The 25,162-nt window shown below is 61.8% G+C and carries 34 protein-coding genes; all 34 read left to right on the plus strand.

The window, feature by feature from the left end; translation table 11 throughout:
* The first annotated feature begins 66 nt into the window (after positions 1–66).
* The 34 genes from RIN56_00550 to RIN56_00715 all read left to right on the plus strand — a co-directional run bounded on the left by RIN56_00550 (position 67) and on the right by RIN56_00715 (position 25,155).
* Positions 67–321: an IreB family regulatory phosphoprotein gene (locus tag RIN56_00550; GenBank protein ID MDR7865269.1), complete on the plus strand. Its 255-nt coding sequence runs from the start codon at positions 67–69 to the stop codon at positions 319–321.
* Positions 322–1,266, plus strand: coding sequence for an aldo/keto reductase (locus RIN56_00555; protein ID MDR7865270.1), 945 nt, complete (start codon positions 322–324; stop codon positions 1,264–1,266). It abuts the gene before it with no gap.
* 270 nt (positions 1,267–1,536) lie between these two features.
* Positions 1,537–1,965: a Holliday junction resolvase RuvX gene (gene ruvX, locus RIN56_00560; protein MDR7865271.1), complete on the plus strand. Its 429-nt coding sequence runs from the start codon at positions 1,537–1,539 to the stop codon at positions 1,963–1,965.
* Between the two features lie 55 nt (positions 1,966–2,020).
* On the plus strand, positions 2,021–2,356 hold the full coding sequence (locus RIN56_00565) for a DUF1292 domain-containing protein (GenBank protein ID MDR7865272.1): 336 nt from the start codon (positions 2,021–2,023) through the stop codon (positions 2,354–2,356).
* A gap of 90 nt (positions 2,357–2,446) precedes the next feature.
* Entirely contained in the window at positions 2,447–3,463 is a 1,017-nt protein-coding gene (gene mltG, locus RIN56_00570) for an endolytic transglycosylase MltG (GenBank protein MDR7865273.1), read from the plus strand.
* Positions 3,464–4,072 carry an O-methyltransferase gene (locus RIN56_00575; GenBank protein MDR7865274.1) on the plus strand — a complete coding sequence of 203 codons (609 nt, stop codon included), beginning with the start codon at positions 3,464–3,466 and terminating at the stop codon, positions 4,070–4,072. It abuts the gene before it with no gap.
* Positions 4,059–5,288 (plus strand): U32 family peptidase, encoded by a 1,230-nt coding sequence (locus RIN56_00580; GenBank protein ID MDR7865275.1) that lies wholly within the window; start codon positions 4,059–4,061, stop codon positions 5,286–5,288. Before RIN56_00575 ends, RIN56_00580 begins: the two co-directional genes overlap by 14 nt.
* A complete protein-coding gene (locus RIN56_00585; protein ID MDR7865276.1) occupies positions 5,281–5,499 on the plus strand; it encodes a DUF4911 domain-containing protein in 219 nt (72 codons plus the stop codon). The genes RIN56_00580 and RIN56_00585 overlap by 8 nt, the downstream gene beginning before the upstream one ends.
* Before the next feature lie 117 nt (positions 5,500–5,616).
* A complete protein-coding gene (locus RIN56_00590) occupies positions 5,617–7,275 on the plus strand; it encodes a penicillin-binding transpeptidase domain-containing protein (GenBank protein ID MDR7865277.1) in 1,659 nt (552 codons plus the stop codon).
* Between the two features lie 51 nt (positions 7,276–7,326).
* Entirely contained in the window at positions 7,327–8,667 is a 1,341-nt protein-coding gene (locus RIN56_00595) for a TldD/PmbA family protein (protein ID MDR7865278.1), read from the plus strand.
* Between the two features lie 81 nt (positions 8,668–8,748).
* Positions 8,749–9,207, plus strand: coding sequence for a type II 3-dehydroquinate dehydratase (aroQ, locus tag RIN56_00600; GenBank protein ID MDR7865279.1), 459 nt, complete (start codon positions 8,749–8,751; stop codon positions 9,205–9,207).
* Positions 9,204–10,262: an aminopeptidase P family protein gene (locus tag RIN56_00605; protein ID MDR7865280.1), complete on the plus strand. Its 1,059-nt coding sequence runs from the start codon at positions 9,204–9,206 to the stop codon at positions 10,260–10,262. The genes aroQ and RIN56_00605 overlap by 4 nt, the downstream gene beginning before the upstream one ends.
* A 34-nt stretch (positions 10,263–10,296) precedes the next feature.
* Positions 10,297–10,854 (plus strand): elongation factor P, encoded by a 558-nt coding sequence (efp, locus tag RIN56_00610; protein ID MDR7865281.1) that lies wholly within the window; start codon positions 10,297–10,299, stop codon positions 10,852–10,854.
* Positions 10,855–10,983: 129 nt separating this feature from the next.
* Positions 10,984–11,412, plus strand: coding sequence for an AraC family transcriptional regulator (locus RIN56_00615; GenBank protein MDR7865282.1), 429 nt, complete (start codon positions 10,984–10,986; stop codon positions 11,410–11,412).
* A 106-nt stretch (positions 11,413–11,518) separates the two neighbouring features.
* Complete coding sequence (spoIIIAA, locus tag RIN56_00620; GenBank protein ID MDR7865283.1) at positions 11,519–12,514, plus strand: stage III sporulation protein AA; 996 nt, start codon at positions 11,519–11,521, stop codon at positions 12,512–12,514.
* Positions 12,505–13,026: a stage III sporulation protein AB gene (locus RIN56_00625; protein ID MDR7865284.1), complete on the plus strand. Its 522-nt coding sequence runs from the start codon at positions 12,505–12,507 to the stop codon at positions 13,024–13,026. Before spoIIIAA ends, RIN56_00625 begins: the two co-directional genes overlap by 10 nt.
* Before the next feature lie 16 nt (positions 13,027–13,042).
* Positions 13,043–13,240 carry a stage III sporulation protein AC gene (gene spoIIIAC, locus RIN56_00630; protein ID MDR7865285.1) on the plus strand — a complete coding sequence of 66 codons (198 nt, stop codon included), beginning with the start codon at positions 13,043–13,045 and terminating at the stop codon, positions 13,238–13,240.
* Between the two features lie 11 nt (positions 13,241–13,251).
* Entirely contained in the window at positions 13,252–13,638 is a 387-nt protein-coding gene (gene spoIIIAD, locus RIN56_00635; GenBank protein ID MDR7865286.1) for a stage III sporulation protein AD, read from the plus strand.
* Positions 13,639–13,649: 11 nt separating this feature from the next.
* Positions 13,650–14,801 carry a stage III sporulation protein AE gene (gene spoIIIAE, locus RIN56_00640; protein ID MDR7865287.1) on the plus strand — a complete coding sequence of 384 codons (1,152 nt, stop codon included), beginning with the start codon at positions 13,650–13,652 and terminating at the stop codon, positions 14,799–14,801.
* Between the two features lie 15 nt (positions 14,802–14,816).
* Positions 14,817–15,410, plus strand: coding sequence for a stage III sporulation protein AF (spoIIIAF, locus tag RIN56_00645; GenBank protein MDR7865288.1), 594 nt, complete (start codon positions 14,817–14,819; stop codon positions 15,408–15,410).
* A 10-nt stretch (positions 15,411–15,420) separates the two neighbouring features.
* Entirely contained in the window at positions 15,421–16,029 is a 609-nt protein-coding gene (locus RIN56_00650) for a hypothetical protein (protein ID MDR7865289.1), read from the plus strand.
* Between the two features lie 12 nt (positions 16,030–16,041).
* Positions 16,042–16,569, plus strand: a complete 528-nt coding sequence (locus RIN56_00655; protein ID MDR7865290.1) for a SpoIIIAH-like family protein — start codon at positions 16,042–16,044, stop codon at positions 16,567–16,569.
* A gap of 181 nt (positions 16,570–16,750) precedes the next feature.
* The gene (locus RIN56_00660; protein ID MDR7865291.1) at positions 16,751–17,146 is read left to right on the plus strand and encodes an Asp23/Gls24 family envelope stress response protein; all 396 of its coding nucleotides are present in this window, start codon (positions 16,751–16,753) and stop codon (positions 17,144–17,146) included.
* 12 nt (positions 17,147–17,158) lie between these two features.
* Positions 17,159–17,698 (plus strand): alkaline shock response membrane anchor protein AmaP, encoded by a 540-nt coding sequence (gene amaP / locus RIN56_00665; GenBank protein ID MDR7865292.1) that lies wholly within the window; start codon positions 17,159–17,161, stop codon positions 17,696–17,698.
* Between the two features lie 12 nt (positions 17,699–17,710).
* Complete coding sequence (locus tag RIN56_00670) at positions 17,711–17,938, plus strand: DUF2273 domain-containing protein (protein MDR7865293.1); 228 nt, start codon at positions 17,711–17,713, stop codon at positions 17,936–17,938.
* A gap of 19 nt (positions 17,939–17,957) precedes the next feature.
* On the plus strand, positions 17,958–18,371 hold the full coding sequence (gene nusB / locus RIN56_00675; protein MDR7865294.1) for a transcription antitermination factor NusB: 414 nt from the start codon (positions 17,958–17,960) through the stop codon (positions 18,369–18,371).
* Complete coding sequence (locus tag RIN56_00680; protein ID MDR7865295.1) at positions 18,368–19,309, plus strand: O-sialoglycoprotein endopeptidase; 942 nt, start codon at positions 18,368–18,370, stop codon at positions 19,307–19,309. The genes nusB and RIN56_00680 overlap by 4 nt, the downstream gene beginning before the upstream one ends.
* A gap of 55 nt (positions 19,310–19,364) precedes the next feature.
* On the plus strand, positions 19,365–19,502 hold the full coding sequence (locus RIN56_00685) for a hypothetical protein (GenBank protein ID MDR7865296.1): 138 nt from the start codon (positions 19,365–19,367) through the stop codon (positions 19,500–19,502).
* 86 nt (positions 19,503–19,588) lie between these two features.
* Positions 19,589–20,830 (plus strand): exodeoxyribonuclease VII large subunit, encoded by a 1,242-nt coding sequence (xseA, locus tag RIN56_00690; GenBank protein ID MDR7865297.1) that lies wholly within the window; start codon positions 19,589–19,591, stop codon positions 20,828–20,830.
* A gap of 28 nt (positions 20,831–20,858) precedes the next feature.
* A complete protein-coding gene (gene xseB / locus RIN56_00695; GenBank protein ID MDR7865298.1) occupies positions 20,859–21,050 on the plus strand; it encodes an exodeoxyribonuclease VII small subunit in 192 nt (63 codons plus the stop codon).
* Positions 21,044–21,916, plus strand: coding sequence for a polyprenyl synthetase family protein (locus RIN56_00700; protein MDR7865299.1), 873 nt, complete (start codon positions 21,044–21,046; stop codon positions 21,914–21,916). The genes xseB and RIN56_00700 overlap by 7 nt, the downstream gene beginning before the upstream one ends.
* 9 nt (positions 21,917–21,925) lie before the next feature.
* Positions 21,926–22,381, plus strand: coding sequence for a divergent PAP2 family protein (locus RIN56_00705; protein MDR7865300.1), 456 nt, complete (start codon positions 21,926–21,928; stop codon positions 22,379–22,381).
* 81 nt (positions 22,382–22,462) lie between these two features.
* A complete protein-coding gene (gene dxs, locus RIN56_00710; protein ID MDR7865301.1) occupies positions 22,463–24,349 on the plus strand; it encodes a 1-deoxy-D-xylulose-5-phosphate synthase in 1,887 nt (628 codons plus the stop codon).
* Entirely contained in the window at positions 24,349–25,155 is an 807-nt protein-coding gene (locus RIN56_00715) for a TlyA family RNA methyltransferase (GenBank protein ID MDR7865302.1), read from the plus strand. Before dxs ends, RIN56_00715 begins: the two co-directional genes overlap by 1 nt.
* The last annotated feature ends 7 nt before the right edge of the window (positions 25,156–25,162 follow it).

The following is a 25,162-nucleotide window of genomic DNA, read 5'->3' on the forward strand; positions in this document are numbered from 1 at the left end:
AATTAATAGCCAGAGTAGAATATAATGGTATAACATAGGAAATACTAAAGGGGAGGAGGGTGTCCCATGGCCAATCCGTCCGAGCAGACAATGATGTTCAAGGTCGACGGCGAGGAGAAGAATGCCGCCGCCATTATCAACGCCGTTTATGAAGCGTTGAAAGAGAAAGGTTACAACCCCATCAACCAATTGGTAGGATACCTTCTGTCGGGAGACCCGACCTACATAACCAGTTATAAGAACGCCCGCACGCTGGTCCGCAAGCTTGAGCGGGACGAATTGCTTGAAGAGCTGGTCAAGGCCTACCTGGAAAAGAAGTAGATGGAATACCGCGTTCTCGGCAATACGGGCCTCAAGGTGTCGCGCCTCTGCTTTGGAGCGCTCACCATTGGCCCATTGCAGGCAAACTTGCCTCTGCAGAGCGGCGCCGCCGTTATTCGGGCGGCCCTGGATGCAGGGGTTAATTTTATTGACACTGCCGAGCTCTACGGCACATACCCGTATATCAAGGCCGCCTGTGGTTCCGCCGACAATGTCGTCGTGGCTTCGAAATCCTACGCTTACACGTACGAGGACATGCGCCGCAGTGTGGAAGAAGCCTGTCGGGCCATCGGCCGCGACTATATCGATATTTTCCTGCTCCACGAGCAGCCCAGCCGCCTTACGCTTGCCGGCCACGCCGACGCCCTGGCCTACCTGTCCGACGCCAAACGGCAGGGAACGATCAGGGCGGCGGGAGTATCCACCCACACCGTCGAGGTGGCGAGGGCGGCGGCGGCGATGGCGGAGATCGATGTCATCCATCCGCTGTTCAATATGCGCGGCATCGGGATAATGGACGGCACGGCCGCCGACATGGCAGCCGCCGTAGCCGCCGCGGCGGCAGCCGGCAAAGGCGTCTATACCATGAAGGCTTTAGGAGGCGGACATCTTATCAAGGACGCCGCCGCCGCTATCTCCTGGGTGCTTGATGCCGCCGGCGTCAGCGCCGTGGCTGTGGGGATGCAGTCGGCCGACGAGGTCGCATTTAACTGCGCAATATTCGCGGGGGACAGGCCTGGCAGTGAGCTGGCAGCCCGCCTGGCGGGCCGCACGCGTCGCCTGCTGGTGGAGGATTGGTGCGCAGGCTGCGGGCGCTGCGCCGAAAAATGCCCGGCCGGGGCGCTGCGCCTCAGCGACGGGCGTGCCGCGGTCGACCCGGCGAGATGCCTGTGTTGCGGGTATTGCGGGGCATGGTGTCCTGAGTTTTGCCTCAAAATAATATAGTCGGCCGCCCAGCAGCGCCCATCTGCGTCGTACCCGCAAGGGGCAGGCCGCAGTTCTAAGCGCTAAAGCGCTAAGAACTCGCGCACTTGTTCCACCGGCCGCTTGCTAGCGTACATCCGAGTACGCGTCGGCCGGGCGCTTGCGCCATCCGTGGCGCGCCCGGCACTAGGCCCATCCAGGGCCGGCGCGGCGCGCCCGGCGGAGCCGCCTAGCATTTGGACGCTTCTGAACGGCCTCGAATTTAAAACTATAACATAAACAGGTGATGTTATGCGCATACTAGCACTCGACGTCGGCGACAAGACGATCGGCATCGCCGTCAGCGACGAACTGGGGCTGACCGCCCAAGGGGTGGAGGTCATCCGCCGGACGTCGTCCACGGCCGACTTTAGGCGTCTGGCGGAGCTCGTCGCCGCCTACAGGGTTGACACCTTCCTCATCGGCCTGCCGAAGAACATGAACGGCACGATCGGCCCGCGGGGCGAGGCTGTCCAGCGGTTTGCCGCCGAAGTGGAAGCCGCTTTTCCGTCGTGCGCCGTGAAACTGTGGGACGAGCGCCTGTCCACGGTGGCTGCGGAGCGGTCGCTGATCGAGGCCGATGTCAGCCGGCGGCGTCGTCGCGAGGTGATCGACAAGATGGCGGCGGTGTTCATTCTCCAGGGCTATCTCGACAGCCTGCCGGCCCAGAAACTTCCTTGACAGGCTATTTCTTCTGGGCTACAATTACAGTGACATAAGGAAATGAGGTGACAAAATGGCCGATTTTGAAAAGGACGACATGGAAATGGAAGACGAACCCGTTGTCGTGATGACCGACGAAGAGGGCAACGAATATTACTACCGCGAAGAAGTAATAATTCCCGTGGGCGAGAAGAAATTTGCCATCCTGGTGCCCATCAACATCGATGAGGACGAGGAAGAGTGCGGTTGCGGTTGCGGCTGCGAGGAAGAAGAAACCGACGTCTATATCGCCCGTATCGACATAGACGAGGACGGCGAAGAAATCTACGTCGATCCCACCGACGCCGAATTCGACGAAGTCCGCCAGGCTTACGAAGATCTGCTCGCGGAAGAGGATGACGAAGCATAGTCGGAATGACCGATTGCGATGGAGCCATTAATGGCTTCATTTTTTTTGTCCGAGTGTGTATAATATACTTTGCAAGTGAGGTGATTTATAATGCTGCAAATTGACAAGCAGATGCAGAAATGGCTTATTCTCCTGATTATTGCCGGCGTGTTCGCCATCCTGGCGGGCAGCGCCGTTTATAGCTTTGCCAAGCCGGTCAACGCCGCCGCCGGCGACGCCGTGATGGTTGTCGTGAAGCCGGGGATGACGACTCAGGCCATCGGCGAGCTTTTATACGAAAAAGGCCTGATCAAGAATGTTCTGCTATTCCGCATCGTGGCCAAACTCGAAGGCGCGGAAGGCTCGCTTAAGGCAGGCGAGTACGCTTTAAGCAAGGCGATGACGGTCAACGAAATGATCGGCAAGCTGACGAGGGGCGAGACAGCCTACAAACAGTTCACCATCCCCGAAGGGTTCACTATCGACCAGATCGCCGCCTTCCTTGAAAAGAACAATCTTGCCTCGGCGGCCAAATACAAGACATTCGCCGCCGGCTACGCGCCGTACGACTATATCAATCCCGCCGCGAACGCCAAATACAAGGCCGAAGGGTTTGTTTTTCCCGACACCTACCGGATCGCGGCCGGCACCAACGAAGAACAGCTGGTTAAAATGATGATGTCCCAATTCGACAGTCAGTTTACGCCGGCCATGCGGCAGCGGGCGGCGGAACTCGGCCTGTCTGTGCGGGAAGTGGTCATCTTGGCCTCGCTGGTTGAAAAGGAAGCTCAGGTGGCCGCGGAACGGCCGGTCATTGCCGGCGTTTTTATGAGGCGGCTGAAGCTGGAGATGCCGCTGCAGTCGTGCGCAACCATCCAGTATATCCTTGGCTACCCGAAACCCGAGCTGACGGTGCAGGACACCGAACTGCCTTCGCCTTACAACACCTATCAAAACATGGGTCTGCCGCCCGGACCGATTGCCAGCCCGGGGCTGGCGGCCATCAAAGCGGTGCTTAATCCGGCCGACACCGATTACCTGTATTTCTTCGCCAACAAGGACGGCAGCCACGTATTCAGCCGGACGTACGACGAGCACCTCGCCGCCATCAATCGGGACGGCAATTAGATGGACGAACTGCTGAGGACGATGGAGGAATACGCCGCCATGAGGACAATCCCGGTCATCGGCCGCGACAGCGCCGCGCTGCTGGCCGCAGCGGTAGCTGACGCCAGGCCGAGGGCTATCCTCGAGATCGGTACCGCCATAGGCTATTCCACGTTGCTGATGGCCGAACAAGCGCCGGCCGATGCGGTGATAACGACCATCGAAGTCGATGCCGACCGGGCGGCGGCAGCCGAGGCTTTCTTCCGCCGCTCGCGCCATGCCGGCCGTATCAAGCTGCTGGTGGGCGACGCTGCGGCCGTCCTCCCCGGTTTGGCTGGCGCCTACGATTTCCTGTTCATCGACGCGGCCAAGGCCCATTACCTCGACTACCTCGCCAAGGCGCTCGGCAAACTCCGGCCGGGCGCGGTTATCTTCGCCGACAATGTCCACTTCTACGGCCTTGTGACGGCCGAAAGACCGCCGCGCCGCATGCGGACGCTCGTCAAGAGGATGCGCGCTTATCTCGATTTCGTAAACAGCGACCCGCGTTTTTCCACGACCATCCATCCGATAGGCGACGGCGTCGCCATTTCCCGTTTTCAGGGGGACGAAACCAATGCACATTCCTGAGCTGCTCGCACCCGCCGGCAACCTCGAAAAGCTCCGCGTCGCCCTGGCGTACGGCGCCGACGCCGTATATTTCGGCGGCAAAAACTTTGGACTCAGGGCTTTCTCCGATAACTTCAGCGACGAGGAACTGGCCGACGCCGTCGCTATCGTCCATGAAGCCGGCAGGAAAGCTTACGTCACCGTCAACATTTTTCCCCATAACGAAGACCTGGCGGCTCTGCCCGCTTACATAGCATTGCTGCGCGATAGCGGCGCCGACGCGGCGATCGTTTCCGATCCGGGCGTCTTCCGGCTCGTCCGCCAGGTCGCGCCTGCGCTCCCTGTCCACATCAGCACCCAGGCAAACACCGTAAACTGGTCGGCCGCCCTGTTCTGGCAGGAACTGGGCGCCCGCAGGATCGTGCTGGCCCGCGAGGTCTCCCTGGACGACATCAGGCAGATTAGCGAACAGACGGCGATAGAGTTGGAAGCCTTCGTTCACGGCGCAATGTGTATCTCCTATTCGGGACGTTGTCTGCTCAGCAATTACTTCACCGGGCGCGACGCCAACCGGGGCGAGTGCGCCCAGGCCTGCCGCTGGCGCTACCATGTGGTCGAAGAGACGCGTCCGGGCCAATATTTCCCTGTCCTCGAGGACGACCGCGGCACGTATATGTTCAATTCCCGCGACCTGTGCCTGCTGCCCCATATCCCCGCCATGATCGACAGCGGGCTGGGCAGCCTCAAGATCGAGGGACGGATGAAAAGCGTCCACTATGTCGCCACCGTCGTCAAGGTATACCGTGAGGCGCTCGACGCCTACGCCGCAGATCCCAGGCATTTCTCGGTCCGGGAGGAGTGGCTGGCCGAGCTGGCGGCAATCTCCCACCGCCCGTACACCACCGGTTTCGCTTTCGGCAAAACCGGTCCCGACGACCAACTCTACGGCGGCGGCACCTACAGCCAGAGCCACGACTTCGTGGGACTGGTGCGGGGCTATGACCCGGCCCGCGGCCTGGCGGCGGTGGAGCAGCGCAATAATATGAAGGTCGGCGCAGAGATCGAGATTCTCTTGCCGCGGGGCAAAAATTTCCGCCAGACGATCACCGCCATGTTCGACGCCGACGGCAATCCCATCGAGGTCGCCCCTCATCCCCAGCAGCTTGTTTACATACCTATGGAGCGGCAGGTGGAAGAGCTGGCCATGCTGCGGCGAAGGGTGGCCGGCGATGTTTGACGCCAACACCATCTTCATCCGCGTCGACCCGCGCGACGTTAACTTCGTCAACCGGATAATGGAAGGCCACGAATACCTGGGCGTCGTAACGACGGTCGACAAAACCCGCGGCATACTGGCCGTTAGGGCCACCGCCGACACCGCCGCCGATGCGCGGATCATTCTCGGACGCCTGCCGGTGGCGCTCGCCTTCCTTGAAAAACCTGAATAATACACAAGCCCCCGGCTGCGCCGGGGGCTTGGTGCGTACTGCCGCCATGGCGCTGCCGTGTGGTTAAGCAGGCAACAAATGGAGAAACTAAGGGTAAAGAAGCACGCGAGGTGACCCATGTTCTCCAGCAAAAGGATTTTCGGCTTGGCCGTACTGTTTTCCATCCTCTGCAGCTTACTTGCCGGTCGGCTCGTTTATCTCCACATTGTCGCCGGGCCGCGCCTCGCCTTACAGAGCCTGGGCGGACGCGTCCAGGAAGTGCCGGTCGATGTAGACCGGGGTGAAATCCTCGATCGCGGCGGCGTGCCGCTTACCAACACAGCTCAGCATTTCAGCCTGGCGGTTTTTCCCACCCAGATCGCCGATGCGCGCCAAACAGCCGAGGAGCTTGCCGACCTGACGGGATTCGACGCTGCGAAAGTCGCCGCCCGTATCGGCCGCGACGGTCGGCCGTTCAAGCTGAAAACCGACATGGACGCTGTGAGCGCCAGGAAGGTCAACGGCCGACGCATCCCCGGAGTTATGGCGGTCGCCGAGAAGGTGCGGTACGGCTACAGCTCGCTGGCCGCCCATGTAGTCGGCTACATTAACGCCGCCGACAATCGCGGCGTCAGCGGCATAGAAGGCATGTACGACGATATTCTCCGCGGCAGCCAGCCCACTTACCTCGTGGCGGTCGTCGACGCCGGCCAGCAGCTCATCCCCGGCCTTGGTTACAAGCGGTTAAGGCTGACGGACAGCAGCGGCCCCAGCCATGTAGTCCTCACCATTGACAGCAGGGTGCAAAAAATCGTCGAAAAAGTTATGGATGAAAATATCGGCAAAGGGGCGGTCGTCGTCATGCGCCCCGGTACAGGCGAAATACTGGCGATGGCCTCCCGGCCGGGCTTCGACGCTAACAACCTCGGCGAGTACTTGGGCCGCGGGACGGCGCCGCTTCTCAATCGGGCGGTGGCTGCTTATCAGCCGGGGTCGGTGTTCAAGCTCGCGTTGGCGGCGGCCGCTCTCGAAGAGCAGGTGGTTAAGCCGACCGACCAATTCTACGATCCAGGCCATATCGACGTGAACGGTCTGCGGTTCAAGGGCTGGGACTACGAAAAAGGCGGGCGCGGCCCACTTACATTTGCCGAAGCCATGGCCCACTCCAGCAATCCGGTGATAATCCAGGTGGGGATGAAGCTAGGGGCGGCCAGACTGATTGACTACGCCGGCCGGCTGGGTTTCGGCCGCAAAACCAGGTTGGAGTTCGACGGCGAAGCGGACGGCAACCTGCCCTTGCCGGACAGCGTCTACCCCGGCGACCTGGCCAACCTTTCCATCGGGCAGGGGACGCTTGAAGCCACGCCGCTGCAAATCGCCTGTCTGGTCGCCACCATCGTCAACGACGGCATAGCCGTCGATCCTTACATTGTCAGCAGGCTTACCGCCACCGACGGGACGGTCGTCAAGAGTTTCCCGGCCTCGCGCGGGCACCGCGTGCTTTCCCGGCAGACGGCGAGACAGATGCGGGAAATGATGCAGGCCGTTACGCGCATCGGCACTGGTCAGGCGGCGTATATCGAGGGCGCGGGCAGCGCCGGCAAAACGGGCACGGCGGAAACAGGCCGCTCGGGGCCCGCCGGCAAGGGTGTCAATCACGCCTGGTTCGCAGGCTACGCCCCTCTTGATAATCCGCAGTATGTCGTGGTAGTATTTGTAGAAGACGGTATGTCGGGCAGCGATGTGGCCGCCCCCATTTTTAGGGAGATAACCGCGCGGATTCTGACCGGCGGCTGACCGTGTATGTCGCCCGCCAGATAGCGGATAATAAGGTTAACGGAGGTTACCGTGGACAATCTCGAATTAGCCCGTCACGCTGTGCGCGAGGCCGCCAGGCAAGGCGCGCACGCAGCCGAGGCGTACCTGCTCGACTCCAAATCGTTGCTCGTCGAAGTTGCCGAACAGGTTGTGGAAACTCTCAGATTCGCCAACGACACCGGTGTTGGGGTGCGAATCGTCTCCAGCGACGGTAAGGTCGGGTTCGCCTTCGCCACCGACGTTTCCGCCGCCTCGCTTGACGCCACCGTCAGGCAGGCGATCGCCAACAGCCGCAGCACCTTCCCAGACAGGTACAATATCTTACCGACGCCCGCCGGAGACACGCCAGCCCTGCGCCTCATCGATCCGGCGATCGCCGCCGCCTCAGTCGAGAGCAAGATCGAACACGCCAAAGCGGTGGAAGCGGCCGCGCGCCGCGCCGACAGCCGGGTGAGGCGTACGGAGCGGTGTGTGTACGAGGATGCCGAATACGGCGTGGCCATTGCAAACTCTAACGAACTGGCCGTTTCTTACCGCTCGGGCTACTGCGGGCTGTACGGCGTCGTGCTGGCCGAGGACGGAGGCGACATCCAGACCGGCATGGGGCTCAGCTATGCAAGGGATTTAGCCGCCTTAGACCCCGACGAAACCGGCCGGGAAGCTGCCCGCGAGGCTTGTCGCCTCCTGGGCGCGAAAGAAATCGGCACAGTCAAGGCGGCTATCGTGCTGCCGCCCTATGTGGCCACCAGTTTCCTCGCGGTCCTCGTTCCCGCACTGAGCGCCGACGCGGTGCAGAAAGGTCGTTCCCTCTTCCGGGACAGAGTCGGCAAAAAAGTGGCGTCGCCGCTCGTTTCGCTTATCGACGACGGCCGCCTTGAGGGCGGAGTCGCCAGTTCGCCGGTCGACGGCGAGGGTGTGCCGACCAGGCGCACGGAGCTGATTGCCGGCGGCATGTTGCAGGGATTCCTTCACAACACTTACACCGCCGGGCGCGCAGGCGCGGCCAGCACCGGCAACGGCGTGCGCCACTCGTTCAAGGGCATGCCGGAAGTCGGCGCGACCAATATCTTCTTCGCCAAGGGAGAAACGCCTTGCAGCGACCTGATCGGCGGCGTGCGGGAAGGGCTTTACGTCACCAGCGTCATGGGCATGCACACCGCCAACCCGATCTCCGGCGACTTCTCGGTGGGCGCGGCCGGCGTCTGGATCAAGGACGGCCAGTTCGCCCAACCGGTGCGGGGCGTGGCGATCGCCGGCAACATCCTTGATATCCTCGGCGAGGTTGACGCCGTCGGCGACGACCTGCGGTTCTTCGGCCCCCAGGGAGCGCCGACGCTCAGAATAGACAAAATAACCATCAGCGGAACTTGACCTGGCGCGAAATCTAGGCAAGTGAGGATAATTGTGGTAAAATATCTTAGTTAGCAAGCATAGCTGACGGAGGATTGATGAATGAATAACGCCAGACCGCGGGTGCTTGTCATCCACGGACCAAACCTCAATCTGCTCGGACGCCGGGAAACCAATGTTTACGGCTCGCTGTCCCTGGAGGACATCGACCGCCGCCTGCAGGAAAAAGCCGCTGCGCTCGGGCTGGAGCTGGAGATTGTCCAGACAAACCATGAAGGCGTGATGGTCGAAACCATCCAGAAAGCCATGCAAGGTTACGCTGGCATCGTCATCAACCCCGCCGCCTTCACCCATTACAGCATCGCCGTGCGCGACGCTCTCGCGGCCGTGCCCGTGCCGGCCGTCGAAGTCCATCTATCCAACATCTACACCAGGGAGGAGTTTCGCCGCCATTCGGTCGTCGCTCCGGTCGTAAAAGGGCAGATCAGCGGCCTGGGGCCGCAGGGCTACCTGCTCGCGCTGGAGGCTGTCGCCGCCTTGGCCGACGGAGGAAATCAATGACCGACCGTCTGCACTCTTTACGCACTTTTATCGCTGCACAGGATTTGACCGCCGTCATCGTCGCCAAGCCGGAAAACCGGCGCTATTTCAGCGGGTTCACCGGCTCGTCGGGCCTGCTGCTCGTCAGCGCCGCCGCGGCCAAGCTGATAACCGACTTTCGCTATATCGTGCAAGCCGGGCGGGAGGCGCCCGATTTCACCGTCGTCCGTCACGGCAGCGACCTCTACGAGACGCTGGCGGCGGAGATAAAAGCCCTCGGCGGCGGAAAGATCGGCTTCGAAAGCGACTTCACCGCCTGGGACGCTTACCAGAAAATGAACCGCTTCATCGTTCAGCCTGCCCCCGTGCAGTTGGACAAGCTGCGGATGGTGAAGGACGAGACCGAACTTGCGGCTCTCCGCACAGCGGTCAGACTGGCTGATGACGCCTTCAGCCACATCCTCGGCTATCTCCGGCCCGGGATCAGCGAACGCGATGTCGCTCTCGAACTGGAATTTTTCATGCGGAAAAACGGGGCGGAAAAAGCCGCCTTTGGAATAATCGTCGCCTCCGGGCCGCGCTCGGCCCTGCCTCACGGGCGGGCCAGCGAACGGATAATCGCCGCCGGCGACTTAGTAACTATGGACTTTGGGGCAGTATACCAGGGCTATCATTCCGACATCACCCGCACTGTCGTCATCGGCCAAGCGTCGGCAAGGCAGCGCGAAATATACGATCTCGTGAGCGCCGCCCAACAGGCCGGGCTCGATGCGGTGGCTGCCGGCAAGACGGGGCGCGAGGTCGACGCTGCGGCTCGCCGGGTCATCAGCGACGCCGGCTACGGGGACTATTTCGGCCATGGCCTCGGCCACGGCGTCGGGCTTGATATCCATGAGGATCCGCGCTTGTCGCCGGTGGGCGGCGAAGTGCTTGCCCCCAACATGACTGTCACGGTCGAGCCGGGGGTATACATCCCCGAATGGGGCGGCGTGAGGATCGAGGACACTGTGGTTGTGACCGCCGGCGGCGCGCAGGTGCTTACGGCGAGCAGCAAGGAATTCATACAGATAAACTAGTGGACAAAAAGACTAGTATATTGGAGGTTATGCAATGATTTCAAGCAACGATTTCCGTAATGGCACGACCATCGAACTTGAAGGCGGTGTCTGGCAGGTCGTCGATTTTCAGCATGTCAAACCCGGCAAGGGCTCGGCCTTCGTCCGCTCGAAACTCAAAAACGTCAAAACAGGCGCCGTCGTCGAACGCACCTTCAATGCCGGAGAGAAAGTGCCCCGCGCCCACCTCGACCAGCGCCAGATGCAGTACCTGTACGAAAGCGACGGAGCTTTCAACTTCATGGACAACGAAACCTACGAACAGATCGCCCTCAATAGCGACCAACTGGGCGACGCCACGCGCTTCCTTAAGGAAAACATGAGTATCGGCGTCCTCTTCTTCCAGGGCGTCGTCATCGGCATCGATATGCCCAACTCGGTCGAACTGGAAGTGGTCGAAACCGATCCCGGCATCCGCGGCGACACCGCCACCGGCGGCACCAAGCCCGCCAAGCTTGAGACCGGCTACGTCGTCAGGGTGCCGCTGTTCATCAACACCGGCGATGTGCTCAGGATCGATACCCGGTCGGGGGACTATATCGAACGCGCGTAATAAACCGGAGGCTGTCATTCGTGACAGCCTCCATTTTTTGAACAGGCGGCAAACTCCCCGAAAGTTATGATTTCGTGCGTATGTGGTAATACTACCACCAGCGCCGGATAGCCAAAAAGGGGGGTAATCATGGGCAATATAAAGGAAAAAGTAGCTTATTTGCAAGGACTTACCAAGGGTCTGAATGTCAGCGGCCAATCCTCGGAAGGCAAATTGCTGCTCAACATGGTTGATGTGTTGCAAGACATGGCCGACGAGATCGATTGCCTGCATTCCGGGCAGGACGACCTGGAAAACTATGTGGAAACCATCGACGAAGACCTTACCGACCTTGAGGAGGAAGTATTCGAGGATGTCCACGACATCGAGACGGTTGAGGTGGATTGCCCCAACTGTCATGAGACGGTGGCGTTCGAATCCGACCTTTTGAACGAGGATGATATGGTCGAGGTTACCTGCCCCAACTGCGGCGAGGTGGTTTACGACAACACGCTCGACTTTGCCGACTCCGGAGAAGAGGAGATCGTTTTCCGGCGCAGCATCCACCCTGGCGTGTAATAAGCGATGCCTGACAAAAAATCCCGGCTGGCCGGGATTTTTGCTTTTCTGGCATAAAGTCGTTTTACCGCCAATATCTATGTAAAGAGAAAGGCGGGACAAAGATATGTCCTACAGCGCGGTGCTAGGCAAAACGCTTTATCCGCTGCTGGCCGCGCCGCTGGCCGCCGCGCTCCGCGCCGCGCCGCCGGCTCTGCTGGCGCAGGCGGGCGAGGTCCGCGTCAGGGCCGGCCAACCGCTACTCATCGTTGCCGGCGATGGCGACGTATTCCTGGACGCCGCCGGTCGGCCGGCCGACCCGGCGAAAGCATACATCGTCAGCGGCGAGGATGTGGCCAAAACCCTGCAGATCGTCAGCCGCAATTCGCTCTATGCCTGCGAGGAGGAACTTCGTCAGGGGTTCCTGACGGTAGCCGGCGGCCACCGTATCGGTATCGCCGGGCAGGCGGTGCTGGCGGGCGGGGAGCTGAAAACCCTCAAACACATCAGCGCCCTCAACATCCGTCTGGCCAGGGAAATCCGCGGCGCCGCGGATGCGGTGATGCCATACGCGGTAGCCGGTCCCCGCCGCGTGCTGAGCTGCCTCGTGATCTCGCCGCCTCGCTGCGGGAAAACCACCGTGCTCAGGGATATGGCGCGGCAGCTGAGCGGCGGCGTCGCCAGCCTCGGATTCGCCGGCGTGCAGGTCGGCATAGTCGACGAACGCTCCGAACTGGCCGCCTGCCGTGACGGCGTGCCGACGGCCGACCTCGGGCCAAGGGTCGACGTGCTCGACGGCTGCCCTAAAGCGGTGGGGATGCTGATGCTCGTCCGGTCGATGGCGCCTCAGGCCATAATCACCGACGAACTTGGTCGCGAGGCCGACGCGGCCGCCGTCCGCGAGGCCAGCCATGCCGGCGTCGCCGTCGTGGCCAGCGCCCACGGGCGCGATGCCGCCGATATCGCCGCCCGCCCTTTCATCGGGGAACTGATCGCCGACCGGGTGTTCGAACGCTACATAATTCTCGGCGACAAACCGACAGCCGGCACTGTGCGCGAAATCGCCGCCGCCGACGGCTCGGTTATCTATCGCCGGCCCGGAGGGATAAAAGCATGTGGTTAAAAATGCTCGGCAGCGCCATGGTCATCGCCGCCGGCGCCGGCCTCGGTTTCGGCCTGGCGCAGCGTTACAGCGAGCGGCCGCGGCAGCTTGGCCAACTGATCGGCGGTCTGACAGCGCTCGGCTCCTACGTAAATTACGCCGCCCTGCCGCTTGCCGAAGCATTGTCCCGTGCCGCCGGCGGCCTGAACAGTCCGGTGGGGGATTTCCTGCGGAGAGCGGCAGCCAACCTCGCCGACCGCGGCTGGCTTTCGCCGCGCGAGGCGCTGGAGGAAGCGCTGGCCGCCGGCGGGCGGCAGCTCGCCTGGGAGCGGCCGGAACGGGAAACGCTGCTGCTGTTTGGCGCCAACCTAGGGGCGACCGGCCGCGAGGAGCAGCAGAAATACCTGGCGATGGTGCTGGAGGAGCTGCGGAGAATAGAACACGAAGCCCTGAGGCTGAGGGATCAGAACGTAAAAATGTATCGGTATCTGGGCGTATGCGGCGGACTCGCGACGGCGATACTGCTCGTCTGAGAAAGGAGCTTTGGCGATGAATCTCGACCTATTGTTCAAGATAGCGGGGGTGGGCATCCTGATCTCGGTCTTCCACACCGCCCTTAAGCAGGCGGGCAAGGAAGACATGGCCCATCTCTGCACCCTGGCCGGCTTCACCATCGTACTCTTCTGGGTGGTCCAGCTCCTCGGACAGCTGTTCACCACCGTGCAGACCGTCTTCAAGCTCTACTGAGGGCGGCCGGCATGGAAATTATCCAGATCGTCGGCCTGGGCTTCATCGTCACCCTCCTCATCCTGATAATCCGCAGCCAGCGGCCGGAAATAGCCGTCCAGATCAGCATCACCATGGCGACGGTGATCTTCCTCCTGGTGCTGGCAAAAATCGAGGTTGTCCTCAACCTGTTCCGCGACCTGGCGGACAAGGCCAGCGTCAGCCAGATGTACCTTAACACAATCCTGAAAATCATCGGCATCGCCTATATCACCGAATTCGGGGCCCAGGTCTGCCGCGACGCCGGCGAAGGGGCGATCGCCGGCAAGATAGAGTTCGCCGGCAAAGTGCTCGTTATGGTCCTGGCCATCCCGATCATTGCCCTGGTACTGGAAACGATCGTCCGACTCATTCCCTGAAGGTGGCCGCAATGAGAATCGTGCTGACAGTGGCGCTCCTATGCCTTTTCCTCCTGGCCCCGGTCCAAGCCGCCCCCGGCGAAGCAGCCGGGGAGCTGGCGGACGCGATATCCCTCGACGAAGTCAACAGCTTCATCGGAAAAATAAACCGCGAACTTAATGAGGATATCCCGCTTTTAAGCGGCGAGACAATCCGCGGCATCGCCGCCCGCGGCTTCTCCCTCGACTGGGAGAGCGTCAAACAGAATACGGTTGCCCGGCTGTTCAAGGAACTGGCCGCCAACGCTCACCTCATGGGCAAGCTGCTCTTCCTCGCCGTGCTCTGCGCTCTGCTGCAGAACCTGCAGAATTCGTTCGAGCATTCGGCCATTTCCTTGCTGGCCTACAGCATCTGCTATATCTTCCTGGCCGTCATCGCCCTGACCGCTTTCTACAACGCCATGGCCCTCGCCCGTGACACGGTCGGCAACATGGTCGGTTTCATGGAAGCGCTCCTGCCGCTGCTCATATCGCTGCTGGCCGGGGTCGGCGCCGTTACCACCGCAGCTCTGTTCACACCCCTGATGCTGTTCGTCGTCAGCACGGTCAGCATCGTCGTCAAGGACGTGGTCCTGCCGCTTTTTTTCCTGGCCGCTGTGCTGCAATGCGTCAATTTTCTGTCCGACAGATACCAGGTCAGCAACCTGTGCGGCCTCTTCCGCCAGGGCGGTATGGTGGTGCTGGGGCTGACCATGGTGGTTTTCGTCGGCGTCATCACCGTCCAGGGAGTAGCCGGCGGCGTCGCCGACGGGGTGGCGCTGCGCACCGCCAAATATGCGACCGCCACCTTCATCCCCGTCGTCGGCAAGATGTTCGCCGACACGGTGGAAATGGTGATGGGGGCGTCGCTGCTGCTCAAAAACGCCATCGGCCTGTTCGGCATCGCCACTGTACTTACCCTCTGCGCCCTGCCGCTCATAAAATTAGCGTCGCTCATATTTGTGATCAAGCTCGCCGGGGCGCTGGTCCAGCCGATGGGCGACGAGAAGATGGCCAAATGCCTCGACGGCATGGGCGATAACCTGCTGCTCGTTTTCGGTGGCGTGCTGGCGGTGGCGGTCATGTTTTTCCTGACAATCACGATGATCATCGGTGTCGGCAGCATGACGATGATGCTTAGATAGGGGAGGGGGAGAGCCTTGCTGGCGGCCGTAACCGACTGGGTGAGAAATATCGTCATGGTCGTCCTGTTCGCCTCCTTCCTCGAACTGCTTCTGCCGTCGAGCGGTATGCAGCGGTTCGTGCGGGTGATAATGGGGCTGCTGATCCTGCTCGCCATCCTCGGCCCTGTCGTCGATATCCTTCAAAGCCGCGACGTTCCGGAAGTGCCGGCGCTCGCCGGTCAGAGCGGACCGGCCGCGGACAGGGTGCGGAGCGGCGCGGAAGCCGTCGTCCGCGAACGCGACCGGCTGGCGGTGGAGCATTATCGCAAAGACCTCGCCCGGCAGATACGGGCGGTGGCGGTCTCCGTCGACGGCGTCGCCGACGCGCGGGTCGCGGTCGAACTGGCGAATGATGCCGGCGGACGGACCGGCGTCCTCGGTAAAGTCACTGTCTATGTCCTGCCGGGGCTGACCGCCAACGACAGGAAAGTAGCGAGAATTTCCCTAGGCAAGGGCGGCGAGGCGCGGACGGCCGAACTGCGGCCGGCGCTCCGCGACAAGATTGTCCGCACCGTGTGCGAGCTTTACCAACTGTCGGCGGCCCAGGTAGAAGTGGCGAAAATGAATTGAGGAGGGGGGAATGGCGATGAGCGTTTTGGGAGAACTGATGACAACGACGAAAAAGGTGTGGCCGCCGAGGCTTATGAAAGAGGGGGTCTTAAGTCCGCGGCTCCTGTTCCTCGGCCTTGTCGGCGTTATGCTCCTCGTTTTCGGCAGCATGTACGAAACCCAGCCGGCTAGGCCGCAGCAACTCGCGCCGGCCGAGCCGTCCAGGAGCGTGACGGCGCCCCGCAGCTACGAGGAAGCGCTGGAAGTCAAGCTCGCCAACCTGCTCTCCCAGGTAAAAGGCGCCGGCTCGGTCGCTGTCAGCATAACCCTCGAAAGCGGCCTCACCCAGGAATACGCCCGGAACACCGTCCGCGAAAGCCGAACCATCCAGGAGCGCGATACCTCGGGCGGCGTGCGGACGACCACCGAAAACAAGGAAAGCGATCAGGTGTTGCTTGGCCGCGAAAACGGCATCGATCGCCCGGTTATGGTGCGGGAAACAAAGCCGGCGGTTAAAGGCGTGCTGGTGATCGCCGAAGGAGCCGCCGACTCCGCGGTGAAAGCCAGCCTTACCAGAGCGGTCGAAGCCGGCCTCGGCCTCCCGCCCTATAAGATTACCGTACTACCGCAGCGAAAGTGAGGTGAGACCGCGATGAGAGTGCTGCTGCTGAGGAAAGCGGGGCGCCTGTTGACAACCGTCGTCGGCATCGTCGCCGTGCTGACCGTTGTGTTTGCCGTGTATGCCTACGGGCGCGAATACCGCAGCGCCAGGGTCGACCGTTCCAACGCCCTGCAGGTTATCAGGCCGGTCGCCGAACAGGCCGCACCCGCCGTCAGCGACTTCTACACCGAATACCGCCTGGAGCGCGACAGGGTGCGGAGCGAACGCTCCGACCTGCTGCGCGAGGCTCTGAAAACCGCCAAGACCGACGACTCGCGGCAAAAAGCCCAGGACGCCGTGCTCAAACTGGTAATGGAGAAGCAACGGGAATCGGAAATGGAGAACCTCATCAAGGCACGGGGCTTTGCCGACGCGCTGGTGTTCGTACGCGATAACAACGTCAGCGCCGTGGTCAAGACGCAGACCTTAAGCCGGGAAGAGGTCATGCAGGTTGCCGACGTCATCGGCCGGGTGAGCGGAGCTAAGCCCGAGGACATAACGATCAGCGCGAAGCCTTAATAGAAAAGCTGTCCGCATCGGACAGCTTTTTCAGTTGACGATAAAGTCTTACACACCGCCAGACCTTTCCGCGCACTTATATTTGCTAAGAAGCGGAAAAGTCTGGTATAATAATTCAGAGTTATAATGTGTCGCAAAAGCCAATATATTTGTTCTAACCAGGACGAAAGGGAGAGCGGCGATGGATAAGAAACTCGAGAGGACTGAACATAACGATGTCGGCTCGATTCGGATCGCCGACGAGGTCGTGGGTATAATCGCCGGCATGGCGGCCACGGAAGTTCCAGGGGTGGCCGGTATGAGCGGCGGCCTGGTGGGCGGCATCGCCGAAATGCTCGGCAAACGCAACCTGTCGAAAGGCGTGAAGGTGGAAGTCGGCGAACGCGAAGCCGCCGTCGATCTGTTCATCATCGCCGAGTATGGGGTGCGTATCCCCGATGTGGCTCTCCAGGTCCAGGAGAACGTGAAGCGGGCTATAGAATCGATGACCGGCCTCGATGTCGTAGAGGTCAACATCCACGTCCAGGGGGTCGGATTCGCCCCCGAAGCCAAGGACGAAGACGTTCGCGTCCGCTAGAAAGGAGCAATTATGGGGATCTTCGACCGGATCATCCTTTCAATCTACACCTTCCTGCTCGCCTTCCTGTCGCTGGGCGTAATCCTCATCTCGCTCCGCCTCGTTTCTTTGGAGCAGGTGCGGACAAGCATCTCGCTTATTTACGGGCAATGGGAGGCCGGCATGGTTGCCGCCGTCTTCCTGCTGGTCAGTATCAGGCTGCTGCTGGCAGGGCTGCGTTCGCGGGGCAGCGGCAATACCATTATCCACCACAACGAGATGGGCGACATCCACATCTCGCTCAAAGCGGTGGAAAACCTCGTCGAAAAGGCCGCCCGTCACGTGCGCGGCGTCAGAGGCGTCAAGGTAGTGGCAAGCCATACCTCGGCCGGTCTGGGTCTTCGGATCAAGGCCGTCATCAGTCCCGAAGGCAACATCCCGACCGTCACCGCCGAAATCCAGCAGCGGGTGAGCGACTATGTAAAGAGCACCGTGGGCGTTGACCTGGCTGATATGCATATCTTCGTCGAAAACATTTCCAATGACTTCAAATCCAAGCATCGGGTGGAATAGGAGGGTGGCTTCGTGGACCGCAAGCTGATTGAGGAAATCTGGCAGCATCACAGCGGCAAGATCGTCGGCGTGACGATCGGCTTCACCCTCGGGGTACTTATCATCATTTTCGGCTTTTTCCAGACCATCTTCGTCCTGCTGTGCGTGATCACCGGCTACATAGTCGGCAAACGCATCGACGAAAAAGAAGATATCATGGACATTTTGGACAAGCTATTACCGCCGGGATACCACAGGTAAAAGAAGCGGAGGACGAAGCATGAGCCGCAGGAAGGCCAGGGAAATGGCCCTGCAGACGCTATATCAACTTGATTTCAACGCCACCGAACCCGAACAGGCGCTCACAGCCGCCGTCGAAGAGGCCGGCGAACCGGACGTCAAAACCAAGGCTTACGCCTGGGAACTGGTCAGCGGGGCGACGGCCAACCGCGCCGCCATCGACGAGATAATTGTCGGCGCGTCGGCCGAATGGAAGCTCGACCGCATGGCCAGCGTCGACCGCAATATCGCCCGCATCGCCATCTACGAGATGCGGTTCGGCAGCGAGCCGCTTACCCCCAACGTAATCATCAACGAGGCGGTGGAACTCGCCAAGACTTTCGGCACGGAGGAATCCAGCCGGTTCGTCAACGGCATCCTCGGCTCGCTGGTCAAGAACAAGGGTGCGACATGAAACTCGTGCTCGGCATAGACACCAGCTGCTACACCACCTCGGTGGCCCTGATGGGCGTAGACGGCAGTCTGGTGGCCGACGAACGCCGCCCGCTGGCCGTCAAACCTGGGGGCAGGGGACTGGCGCAGTCGGAAATGGTTTATCAGCATACTCGGCACCTGCCGGAGCTTTTCGCCGCCGCCGCTGCCAACGCCGGCGGTCCGCTCGCTTTCGCGGCCGTCGCCGCATCCACCCAGCCCCGGTCGCTTCCGGAATCTTATATGCCGGCTTTCCTCGTAGGGGCAGGCTATGCCCGGGTCATCGCCGTGGCACAGGCCGTGCCTTTTGTTTCTCTGAGCCATCAGGAAGGACACATCCTCGCCGGCGCATGGTCGGCCGGCGGTCCCGCCGCTGCGCGGTTCCTCGCCGTCCACGCCTCGGGCGGCACCACCGAAATCGCTCTCGTTACGCGCGAAGCAGCCGGACTTAAGGTGGAAGCCCTCGGCGGCACGAGCGACATCGCCGCCGGGCAGCTTATCGACCGTATCGGCGTGGCTCTCGGCCTGCCATTTCCCGCCGGCCCCAGTCTGGAGGAACTCGCCCTCGCCGCCCAGGACATACCGGCCACCCTGCCGGTAGCAGTCAGAGGTCTGAAGCTTAGCTTCGCCGGTCCCGAGACCCAGGCGTTGCGCCTTCTTGCCAAAGGGGATACTCCCGCAGCCGTCGCAGCCGGGGTGCAAAACTGTGTCGCCGACTCGCTGCTCGGGCTTTGCGAGGCGGCGATTGCAGCCACCGGCGCCGGCGCCATCCTGTTTGTCGGCGGCGTACTGGCCAACACCTACATACGTGCCCGCATCACCGCGACCCTTGGCGCCTCAGGCGTCAGCCTTCACTTTCCCGCAGCCCGCTACAGCGGCGACAACGCCGTCGGCGCGGCCTGCCGCGCTCTTGTCCGCTAGCACCACTTTTCCCGCCCCCGCATATGATAAACTAACATACGCGGAGGTGGCGGCGATGCTGGTATACATTCTCGGTGGCGCGGTAATCGGGGCGGTCATCGGTCACTTGGTCCCGCCGGGCTCCATATTCTGGTTCGCGGTCGGCGCCGTCAGCGGCGCGCTGGTGCAGCGGTTCTGGGGCCGCAGATTCTGACCGGCCCGCCCCAGGCTGTTTTTTTTGCGCGGCTATTGTATTATTACAGTATATAACACGGCATGACGACTGGCAGGGTGAGATTATTGAACATACTCAGCGTAGGGGCGGTCACCCGCTACATAAAGGCGCTCTTCGAACAGGACGGGGCCCTCGCGGACGTTATGGTGCGCGGCGAGATTTCCAACTTCAAGCGCCACTACTCCGGTCATTGTTACTTCACCCTCAAGGACAGCGACGCGACGCTGCGGGCGGTGATGTTCCGCGGCCGGGCCCAACTGCTCAGATTCGAGCCCAAGGACGGCCTCAAGGTTATCGCCGGCGGCCAGATTTCCATTTTCGAGCGGGATGGCCAATACCAGCTCTACGTCGATCAGCTTATCCCCGAGGGCGTCGGCGAGCTCAGCCTCGCTTTTGCCCAGCTAAAGGACAAGCTCACCGCCGAAGGGCTGTTCGACGACAGCCGCAAGCGGCCGCTGCCGATCCTGCCGCAGGCCGTCGGCATCATCACTTCGCCTACCGGGGCGGCGGTGCGGGACGTCATCACCGTGGCCAAGCGCCGTCATCCCGGCATCAGCCTTGTTCTCGTGCCGGTGCAGGTCCAGGGACCGGAGGCCCCTGCCCAGATCGTCCGGGCGCTAGAGATACTCAATCGCCTGCGCCAGACCGAGGTCATCATCGTCGGCCGCGGCGGCGGTAGTATCGAAGAACTTTGGGCCTTCAACGACGAGAGCGTGGTACGGGCGATCGCCGCCTCCAAACTGCCTGTTGTGTCGGCGGTTGGCCACCAGACCGATTACACCCTCGCCGATTTCGCCGCCGACCGGCGGGCGGCCACGCCTTCTCAGGCGGCCGAACTTGTCGTGCCCGATGTCCGCGAGTTGGACAAGTATGTGAGGACGCTGCGGGCCATGCTCGAGACTCACACCCGCGCCCTCCTTACCGGACGGCGCCGTCGCCTCGACATGTGCCTGGCCAGTAGGCTGTTCGAACGGCCGGAGCGTCTTTTCGCCGACCGGCGGCAGACGGTTGACCTCTTGCTCCAGCGTCTCCAGCAGGCGCTTAAGACGATAGTAACCGCCAAGCAGCACGGCCTCAAGGTGGCGGCGGAGAAGCTAGCGATGCTCGACCCGCTGGCAGTGTTGGCCCGCGGCTACAGCATCACCCGCACCCCCGAAGGACAGGTGGTGCGCCGGGCGGCTTCTGTCTCGCCCGGGCAGTTCCTGGAAGTGGTGCTCGGCCAAGGCCGGCTTGATGTACAAGTAATCTGGGCTGAGGAGGAATACGACAGTGCGCAAAAAGGCCCGCGAACAGGACGTATGTTTTGAGGATGCGTTAGACAAATTAGAATCAATCGTGAAAGAATTGGAAAAAGGCGAACTACCGCTGGAGGACGCCCTGGGCAGGTTCGCCGAGGGGGTCGGCCTGTCGCAGATCTGCCTGGCCAAGCTCGGCGCCGCCGAACAGGCTGTCGACAAGATCATCCGCGAGGAAAAAGGGCAGCTCAACGAATACCCGCTCAAGATACAGGAGAACGAAAAATGCTGAAAGAGTACTGCCGCAGTCAGGTCGCGCTGATCGACCGGGCCCTGGACGAAATGCTCCCGCCGGCTTATCCGCCGGTAATATACGAGGCCATGCGCTACAGCCTGTTCGCCGGCGGCAAGCGGCTGCGCCCTATCCTGCTGATGGCGGCGGCCGACGCGGCCGGGGGCGACGGCCGGCAATACCTCCACGTGGCCGGCGGGCTTGAGATGATTCATACCTACTCGCTCATCCACGACGATCTGCCGGCGATGGACGACGACGACTACCGGCGGGGCAAACTCACCAACCATAAGGTGTTCGGCGACGGCATGGCCATCCTTGCCGGCGACGGCCTCCTGACGGCCGCCTTCGAAGTTATGCTCGCCCAGCCTGGCGTCACCCCGGCCACCCTTGTAGCCGTAGTGCGCGAAGTGGCTGCCGCCGCAGGTGCCGCCGGCATGGTCGGCGGGCAGGCGGTCGACCTGCAGTCGGCCGGCAAGGCAATCGACTTCGACACCCTCAGGTACATGCACCGGGCCAAGACCGGGGCGCTTTTCAAGGCCGCCATCCGCTCCGGCGCCATCCTGGCCGGCGCGTCCGCCGAAAAGCTGGCCGCGCTGACCGAATACGCCGAACAATTCGGTCTCGCTTTCCAGATAACCGACGACATCCTCGACGTCACCGGCGACGAGGCCAAGATCGGCAAACCGGTCGGCAGCGACGAAAAAAACTGCAAATCCACCTACGTCTCGCTCCATTCGCTGGCCGGCGCACGGGAGATGGCCGCAGCCGCCGTGTCATCGGCGCTCGCCGCCCTCGACGGCTTCGGCGACGAGGCCGCGGTGCTGCGGGAATTCGTCAACTATCTTCTCACCAGGGACAGTTAAGGTGGTGCTATGGCTGAACTGATCGCCGCGCTGGGGAAAAACATCGTTCTGATGTCGGCCCTTACCGCCTGGTTTTTAGCCCAGGTGCTCAAAACACTGACCTCCTACTGGAAGCACCGCGAATTCAGAGCCGAGCGGTTGGTCGGCGCCGGCGGAATGCCGAGCTCCCATACCTCCCTCGTCGTCGGGCTTGCATCGGCGGTGGCGCTGCACGACGGCCTCTCGTCGCCATTGTTCGCCGTCAGTGCCGTGTTGGCCGGCATCGTGATGTACGATGCCGCCGGGGTGCGCCGGGCAGCCGGCAAGCAGGCCAAGGTAATCAACAAGCTCGTCCGCGAGATGCGTGTCGAGCACACCATCAAAGACACCCGCCTGAAGGAACTATTGGGCCACACGCCGCTCGAAGTGATGGCCGGCGCGCTGCTCGGCTTTCTGGTAGCCTTCCTGTTCCACAGATTTTTCTGATGCCAACCTGCCATTTTATGTTATAATAATAAAGTGGCATGATTAATTATGCGCTTTTATTCGGAAAGTGAGGTACTGCGGTTGGACGGGATACTTGACATGATTAGCGGGCCCGCAGATCTTAAAAGGCTTACGCTGCCGCAAATGGAAAAGCTCGCTGGAGAAATCCGCGGGCTTCTTATACATACAGTCGCTCAGACCGGCGGACATTTGGCGCCCAACCTCGGCGTCGTCGAACTCACCCTCGCCATCCATCAGGTCTTCGACAGTCCGCGGGACAGGATCATCTGGGATGTCGGCCATCAGGCCTATGTCCACAAAATCCTCACCGGCCGGCGGCAGCGCTTCGACACCCTTCGCCAGATGGGCGGCATCAGCGGCTTCCCCAAAAGAGACGAGAGCGAACACGACGTCTTCGGCACCGGCCATTCGTCCACCTCGATTTCCGCCGCTCTCGGCGTGGCGCTCGCCAGGGACATCAACAAGGAAAACTACCAGGTGGTTGCGGTCATCGGCGACGGCTCGCTCACCGGCGGCCAGGCTTACGAGGCTCTCAACTACGCCGGCCATCTGGAACGGGATCTCACCGTAATCCTCAACGACAACGAAATGTCCATCGCCCGCAACGTCGGCGCGATGTCCGGCTATCTGTCCAAACTGCGCACCGACCCGACCTATTATCGCATGAAGCACGACGCCGAATATCTTCTCAAGCGCATCCCCGCCATCGGCGAACGGGTCGCCAAAACAGTGGAGAGGCTTAAAGACGGCCTCAAATACCTGGTCGTGCCCGGAATGCTCTTCGAGGAACTCGGTTTCACCTACATCGAACCCATCGACGGTCACGACCTCGCCTCCCTGACCGACGTGCTGCAGAAGAGCAAGCCCATGAAGGGTCCGGTGCTTATCCATGTCATAACCTGCAAGGGCAAAGGCTACGCCCCCGCCGAGTGCAACGCCGACAAGTTCCACGGCGTCGGCCCCTTCTGCGTCGAATCGGGGGAAATCATCAAGAACGGCTGTAACCCCTCTTACACCGCCGTCTTCGGCGACGCCCTGGCGTCGATCGCCGAAGACGACCCGGCCGTCGTCGCCATCACCGCCGCCATGCCCGAAGGCACAGGCTTGAAAAAATTCGCCGCCCGCTTCCCCGGCCGCTTCTTCGATGTCGGCATCGCCGAGCCTCACGCCGTCACCATGGCCGCCGGCCTGGCCGCCGAAGGCAAAAAGCCGGTCGTGGCCATCTACTCCACCTTTGTGCAGCGCGCTTACGACCAGATGATCCATGACGTCTGTCTGCAGAAACTGCCGGTCGTGCTGGCTATCGACCGCGCCGGCATCGTCGGCGAAGACGGCCCGACCCATCAGGGCGTTTTCGACTACTCCTACCTTCGCCACATCCCCAACCTCACCGTCATGGCCCCCAAGGATGAAAACGAACTGCGCCACATGCTCTACACCGCCATTGAGATGTCCGGACCGGTCGCTATCCGCTACCCGCGCGGCAGCGGCCTCGGCGTCGAAACCACCGAACCGTTCCGCAAACTCGAACTCGGCCGGGCCGAAGAACTCCGCCCCGGCAAAGACGTCGCCCTGCTTGCGGCCGGCGTTATGGCCGCGCCGTGCCTGGCGGCCAGCGACCTGCTTGCCCGCCACGGCATCAGGGCCGGCGTCGTCAACGCCCGCTTCGTCAAGCCCCTCGACGAGCAGCTTATCCGCCGCCTCGCGCGCGATGTCGGCGTCATCGTGACCGTCGAAGACAACCTTCTCGCCGGCGGCTTCGGCTCCGCCGTCCTCGAATACATCAACGCGGAAAACCTCAACTGGGTCAAAGTCTTCCGCATCGGTCTGCCGGACAAATTCATCGAGCACGGCTCGCGCCCCCAGCTCCTCGCCAAATACGGCCTTACCGGCGAAGGCATCGCCGCGGTCGTCGCCCAGTACATGCAGCGGTTCGGGGTGCGGTGATGGCCAAGGAACGCCTCGACACCCTTGTCGTGCAGAAAGGGTTGGCGGCCAGCCGGGAACGGGCCAAGGCCATGATAATGGCCGGGCAGGTCTATGTCGACGGCCAGAAAAGCGACAAAGCGGGCACGCTCGTGCCGGAAACGGCGGCCGTGACCGTCAGCGGCCGCGACCTCGGCTACGTAAGCCGCGGCGGGCTGAAGCTGGCCAAAGCGCTCGAGGTATTCGGCATCGACCTCGCCGGCAAAATCGTGGCCGACATCGGGGCCTCCACCGGCGGCTTCACCGACTGCTCCCTCCAGAACGGGGCGGTCAAAGTATACGCCATCGACGTCGGCTACGGCCAGCTCGCCTGGTCGCTCAGGACCGACCCGCGGGTCGTCAACATGGAACGCACCAACATCCGCGATGTGACACCCGCCGATATCGGCGAGCCAATATCGTTCGCCACCGTCGACGTCGCCTTCATCTCGCTCGACAAAGTGCTGCCGGTCGTCAGGACGCTGCTCGCGCCGGGGGGCGAGGCGGTAACGCTCGTCAAGCCGCAGTTCGAGGCCGGGCGGGAAAAGGTCGGCAAACGCGGCGTCGTAAAGGATGCCGCCGTCCATCGCGAAGTGCTCCTGCGCATCGTCGCCGTCGCCCGCGAACTTGGCTTTATCCCCGTCGGGATTGCCTACTCCCCGGTTAAGGGCCCGGAAGGCAACATCGAATACCTCTTGTACTTGAAAACTGCCGCCGAAAGCGCGGGGATAAGCGATGACGCCGTCGACACGACGGTGGCTGAGGCCCACGCCGCCTTACGCGGATGAATAGGGG

Source organism: Sporomusaceae bacterium (assembly GCA_031460455.1).
Classification (GTDB): domain Bacteria; phylum Bacillota; class Negativicutes; order Sporomusales; family UBA7701; genus Anaeroselena.

Bases quoted from the DNA above. Each gene is read 5' to 3' on its own strand.
- RIN56_00550 (MDR7865269.1), top strand. From the start codon at position 67: ATGGCCAATCCGTCCGAGCAGACAATGATGTTCAAGGTCGACGGCGAG.
- RIN56_00555 (MDR7865270.1), top strand. From the start codon at position 322: ATGGAATACCGCGTTCTCGGCAATACGGGCCTCAAGGTGTCGCGCCTC.
- ruvX (MDR7865271.1), top strand. From the start codon at position 1,537: ATGCGCATACTAGCACTCGACGTCGGCGACAAGACGATCGGCATCGCC.
- RIN56_00565 (MDR7865272.1), top strand. From the start codon at position 2,021: ATGGCCGATTTTGAAAAGGACGACATGGAAATGGAAGACGAACCCGTT.
- mltG (MDR7865273.1), top strand. From the start codon at position 2,447: ATGCTGCAAATTGACAAGCAGATGCAGAAATGGCTTATTCTCCTGATT.
- RIN56_00575 (MDR7865274.1), top strand. From the start codon at position 3,464: ATGGACGAACTGCTGAGGACGATGGAGGAATACGCCGCCATGAGGACA.
- RIN56_00580 (MDR7865275.1), top strand. From the start codon at position 4,059: ATGCACATTCCTGAGCTGCTCGCACCCGCCGGCAACCTCGAAAAGCTC.
- RIN56_00585 (MDR7865276.1), top strand. From the start codon at position 5,281: ATGTTTGACGCCAACACCATCTTCATCCGCGTCGACCCGCGCGACGTT.
- RIN56_00590 (MDR7865277.1), top strand. From the start codon at position 5,617: ATGTTCTCCAGCAAAAGGATTTTCGGCTTGGCCGTACTGTTTTCCATC.
- aroQ (MDR7865279.1), top strand. From the start codon at position 8,749: ATGAATAACGCCAGACCGCGGGTGCTTGTCATCCACGGACCAAACCTC.
- RIN56_00605 (MDR7865280.1), top strand. From the start codon at position 9,204: ATGACCGACCGTCTGCACTCTTTACGCACTTTTATCGCTGCACAGGAT.
- efp (MDR7865281.1), top strand. From the start codon at position 10,297: ATGATTTCAAGCAACGATTTCCGTAATGGCACGACCATCGAACTTGAA.
- RIN56_00615 (MDR7865282.1), top strand. From the start codon at position 10,984: ATGGGCAATATAAAGGAAAAAGTAGCTTATTTGCAAGGACTTACCAAG.
- spoIIIAA (MDR7865283.1), top strand. From the start codon at position 11,519: ATGTCCTACAGCGCGGTGCTAGGCAAAACGCTTTATCCGCTGCTGGCC.
- RIN56_00625 (MDR7865284.1), top strand. From the start codon at position 12,505: ATGTGGTTAAAAATGCTCGGCAGCGCCATGGTCATCGCCGCCGGCGCC.
- spoIIIAC (MDR7865285.1), top strand. From the start codon at position 13,043: ATGAATCTCGACCTATTGTTCAAGATAGCGGGGGTGGGCATCCTGATC.
- spoIIIAD (MDR7865286.1), top strand. From the start codon at position 13,252: ATGGAAATTATCCAGATCGTCGGCCTGGGCTTCATCGTCACCCTCCTC.
- spoIIIAE (MDR7865287.1), top strand. From the start codon at position 13,650: ATGAGAATCGTGCTGACAGTGGCGCTCCTATGCCTTTTCCTCCTGGCC.
- RIN56_00650 (MDR7865289.1), top strand. From the start codon at position 15,421: ATGGCGATGAGCGTTTTGGGAGAACTGATGACAACGACGAAAAAGGTG.
- RIN56_00655 (MDR7865290.1), top strand. From the start codon at position 16,042: ATGAGAGTGCTGCTGCTGAGGAAAGCGGGGCGCCTGTTGACAACCGTC.
- RIN56_00660 (MDR7865291.1), top strand. From the start codon at position 16,751: ATGGATAAGAAACTCGAGAGGACTGAACATAACGATGTCGGCTCGATT.
- amaP (MDR7865292.1), top strand. From the start codon at position 17,159: ATGGGGATCTTCGACCGGATCATCCTTTCAATCTACACCTTCCTGCTC.
- nusB (MDR7865294.1), top strand. From the start codon at position 17,958: ATGAGCCGCAGGAAGGCCAGGGAAATGGCCCTGCAGACGCTATATCAA.
- RIN56_00680 (MDR7865295.1), top strand. From the start codon at position 18,368: ATGAAACTCGTGCTCGGCATAGACACCAGCTGCTACACCACCTCGGTG.
- RIN56_00685 (MDR7865296.1), top strand. From the start codon at position 19,365: ATGCTGGTATACATTCTCGGTGGCGCGGTAATCGGGGCGGTCATCGGT.
- RIN56_00700 (MDR7865299.1), top strand. From the start codon at position 21,044: ATGCTGAAAGAGTACTGCCGCAGTCAGGTCGCGCTGATCGACCGGGCC.
- RIN56_00705 (MDR7865300.1), top strand. From the start codon at position 21,926: ATGGCTGAACTGATCGCCGCGCTGGGGAAAAACATCGTTCTGATGTCG.
- RIN56_00715 (MDR7865302.1), top strand. From the start codon at position 24,349: ATGGCCAAGGAACGCCTCGACACCCTTGTCGTGCAGAAAGGGTTGGCG.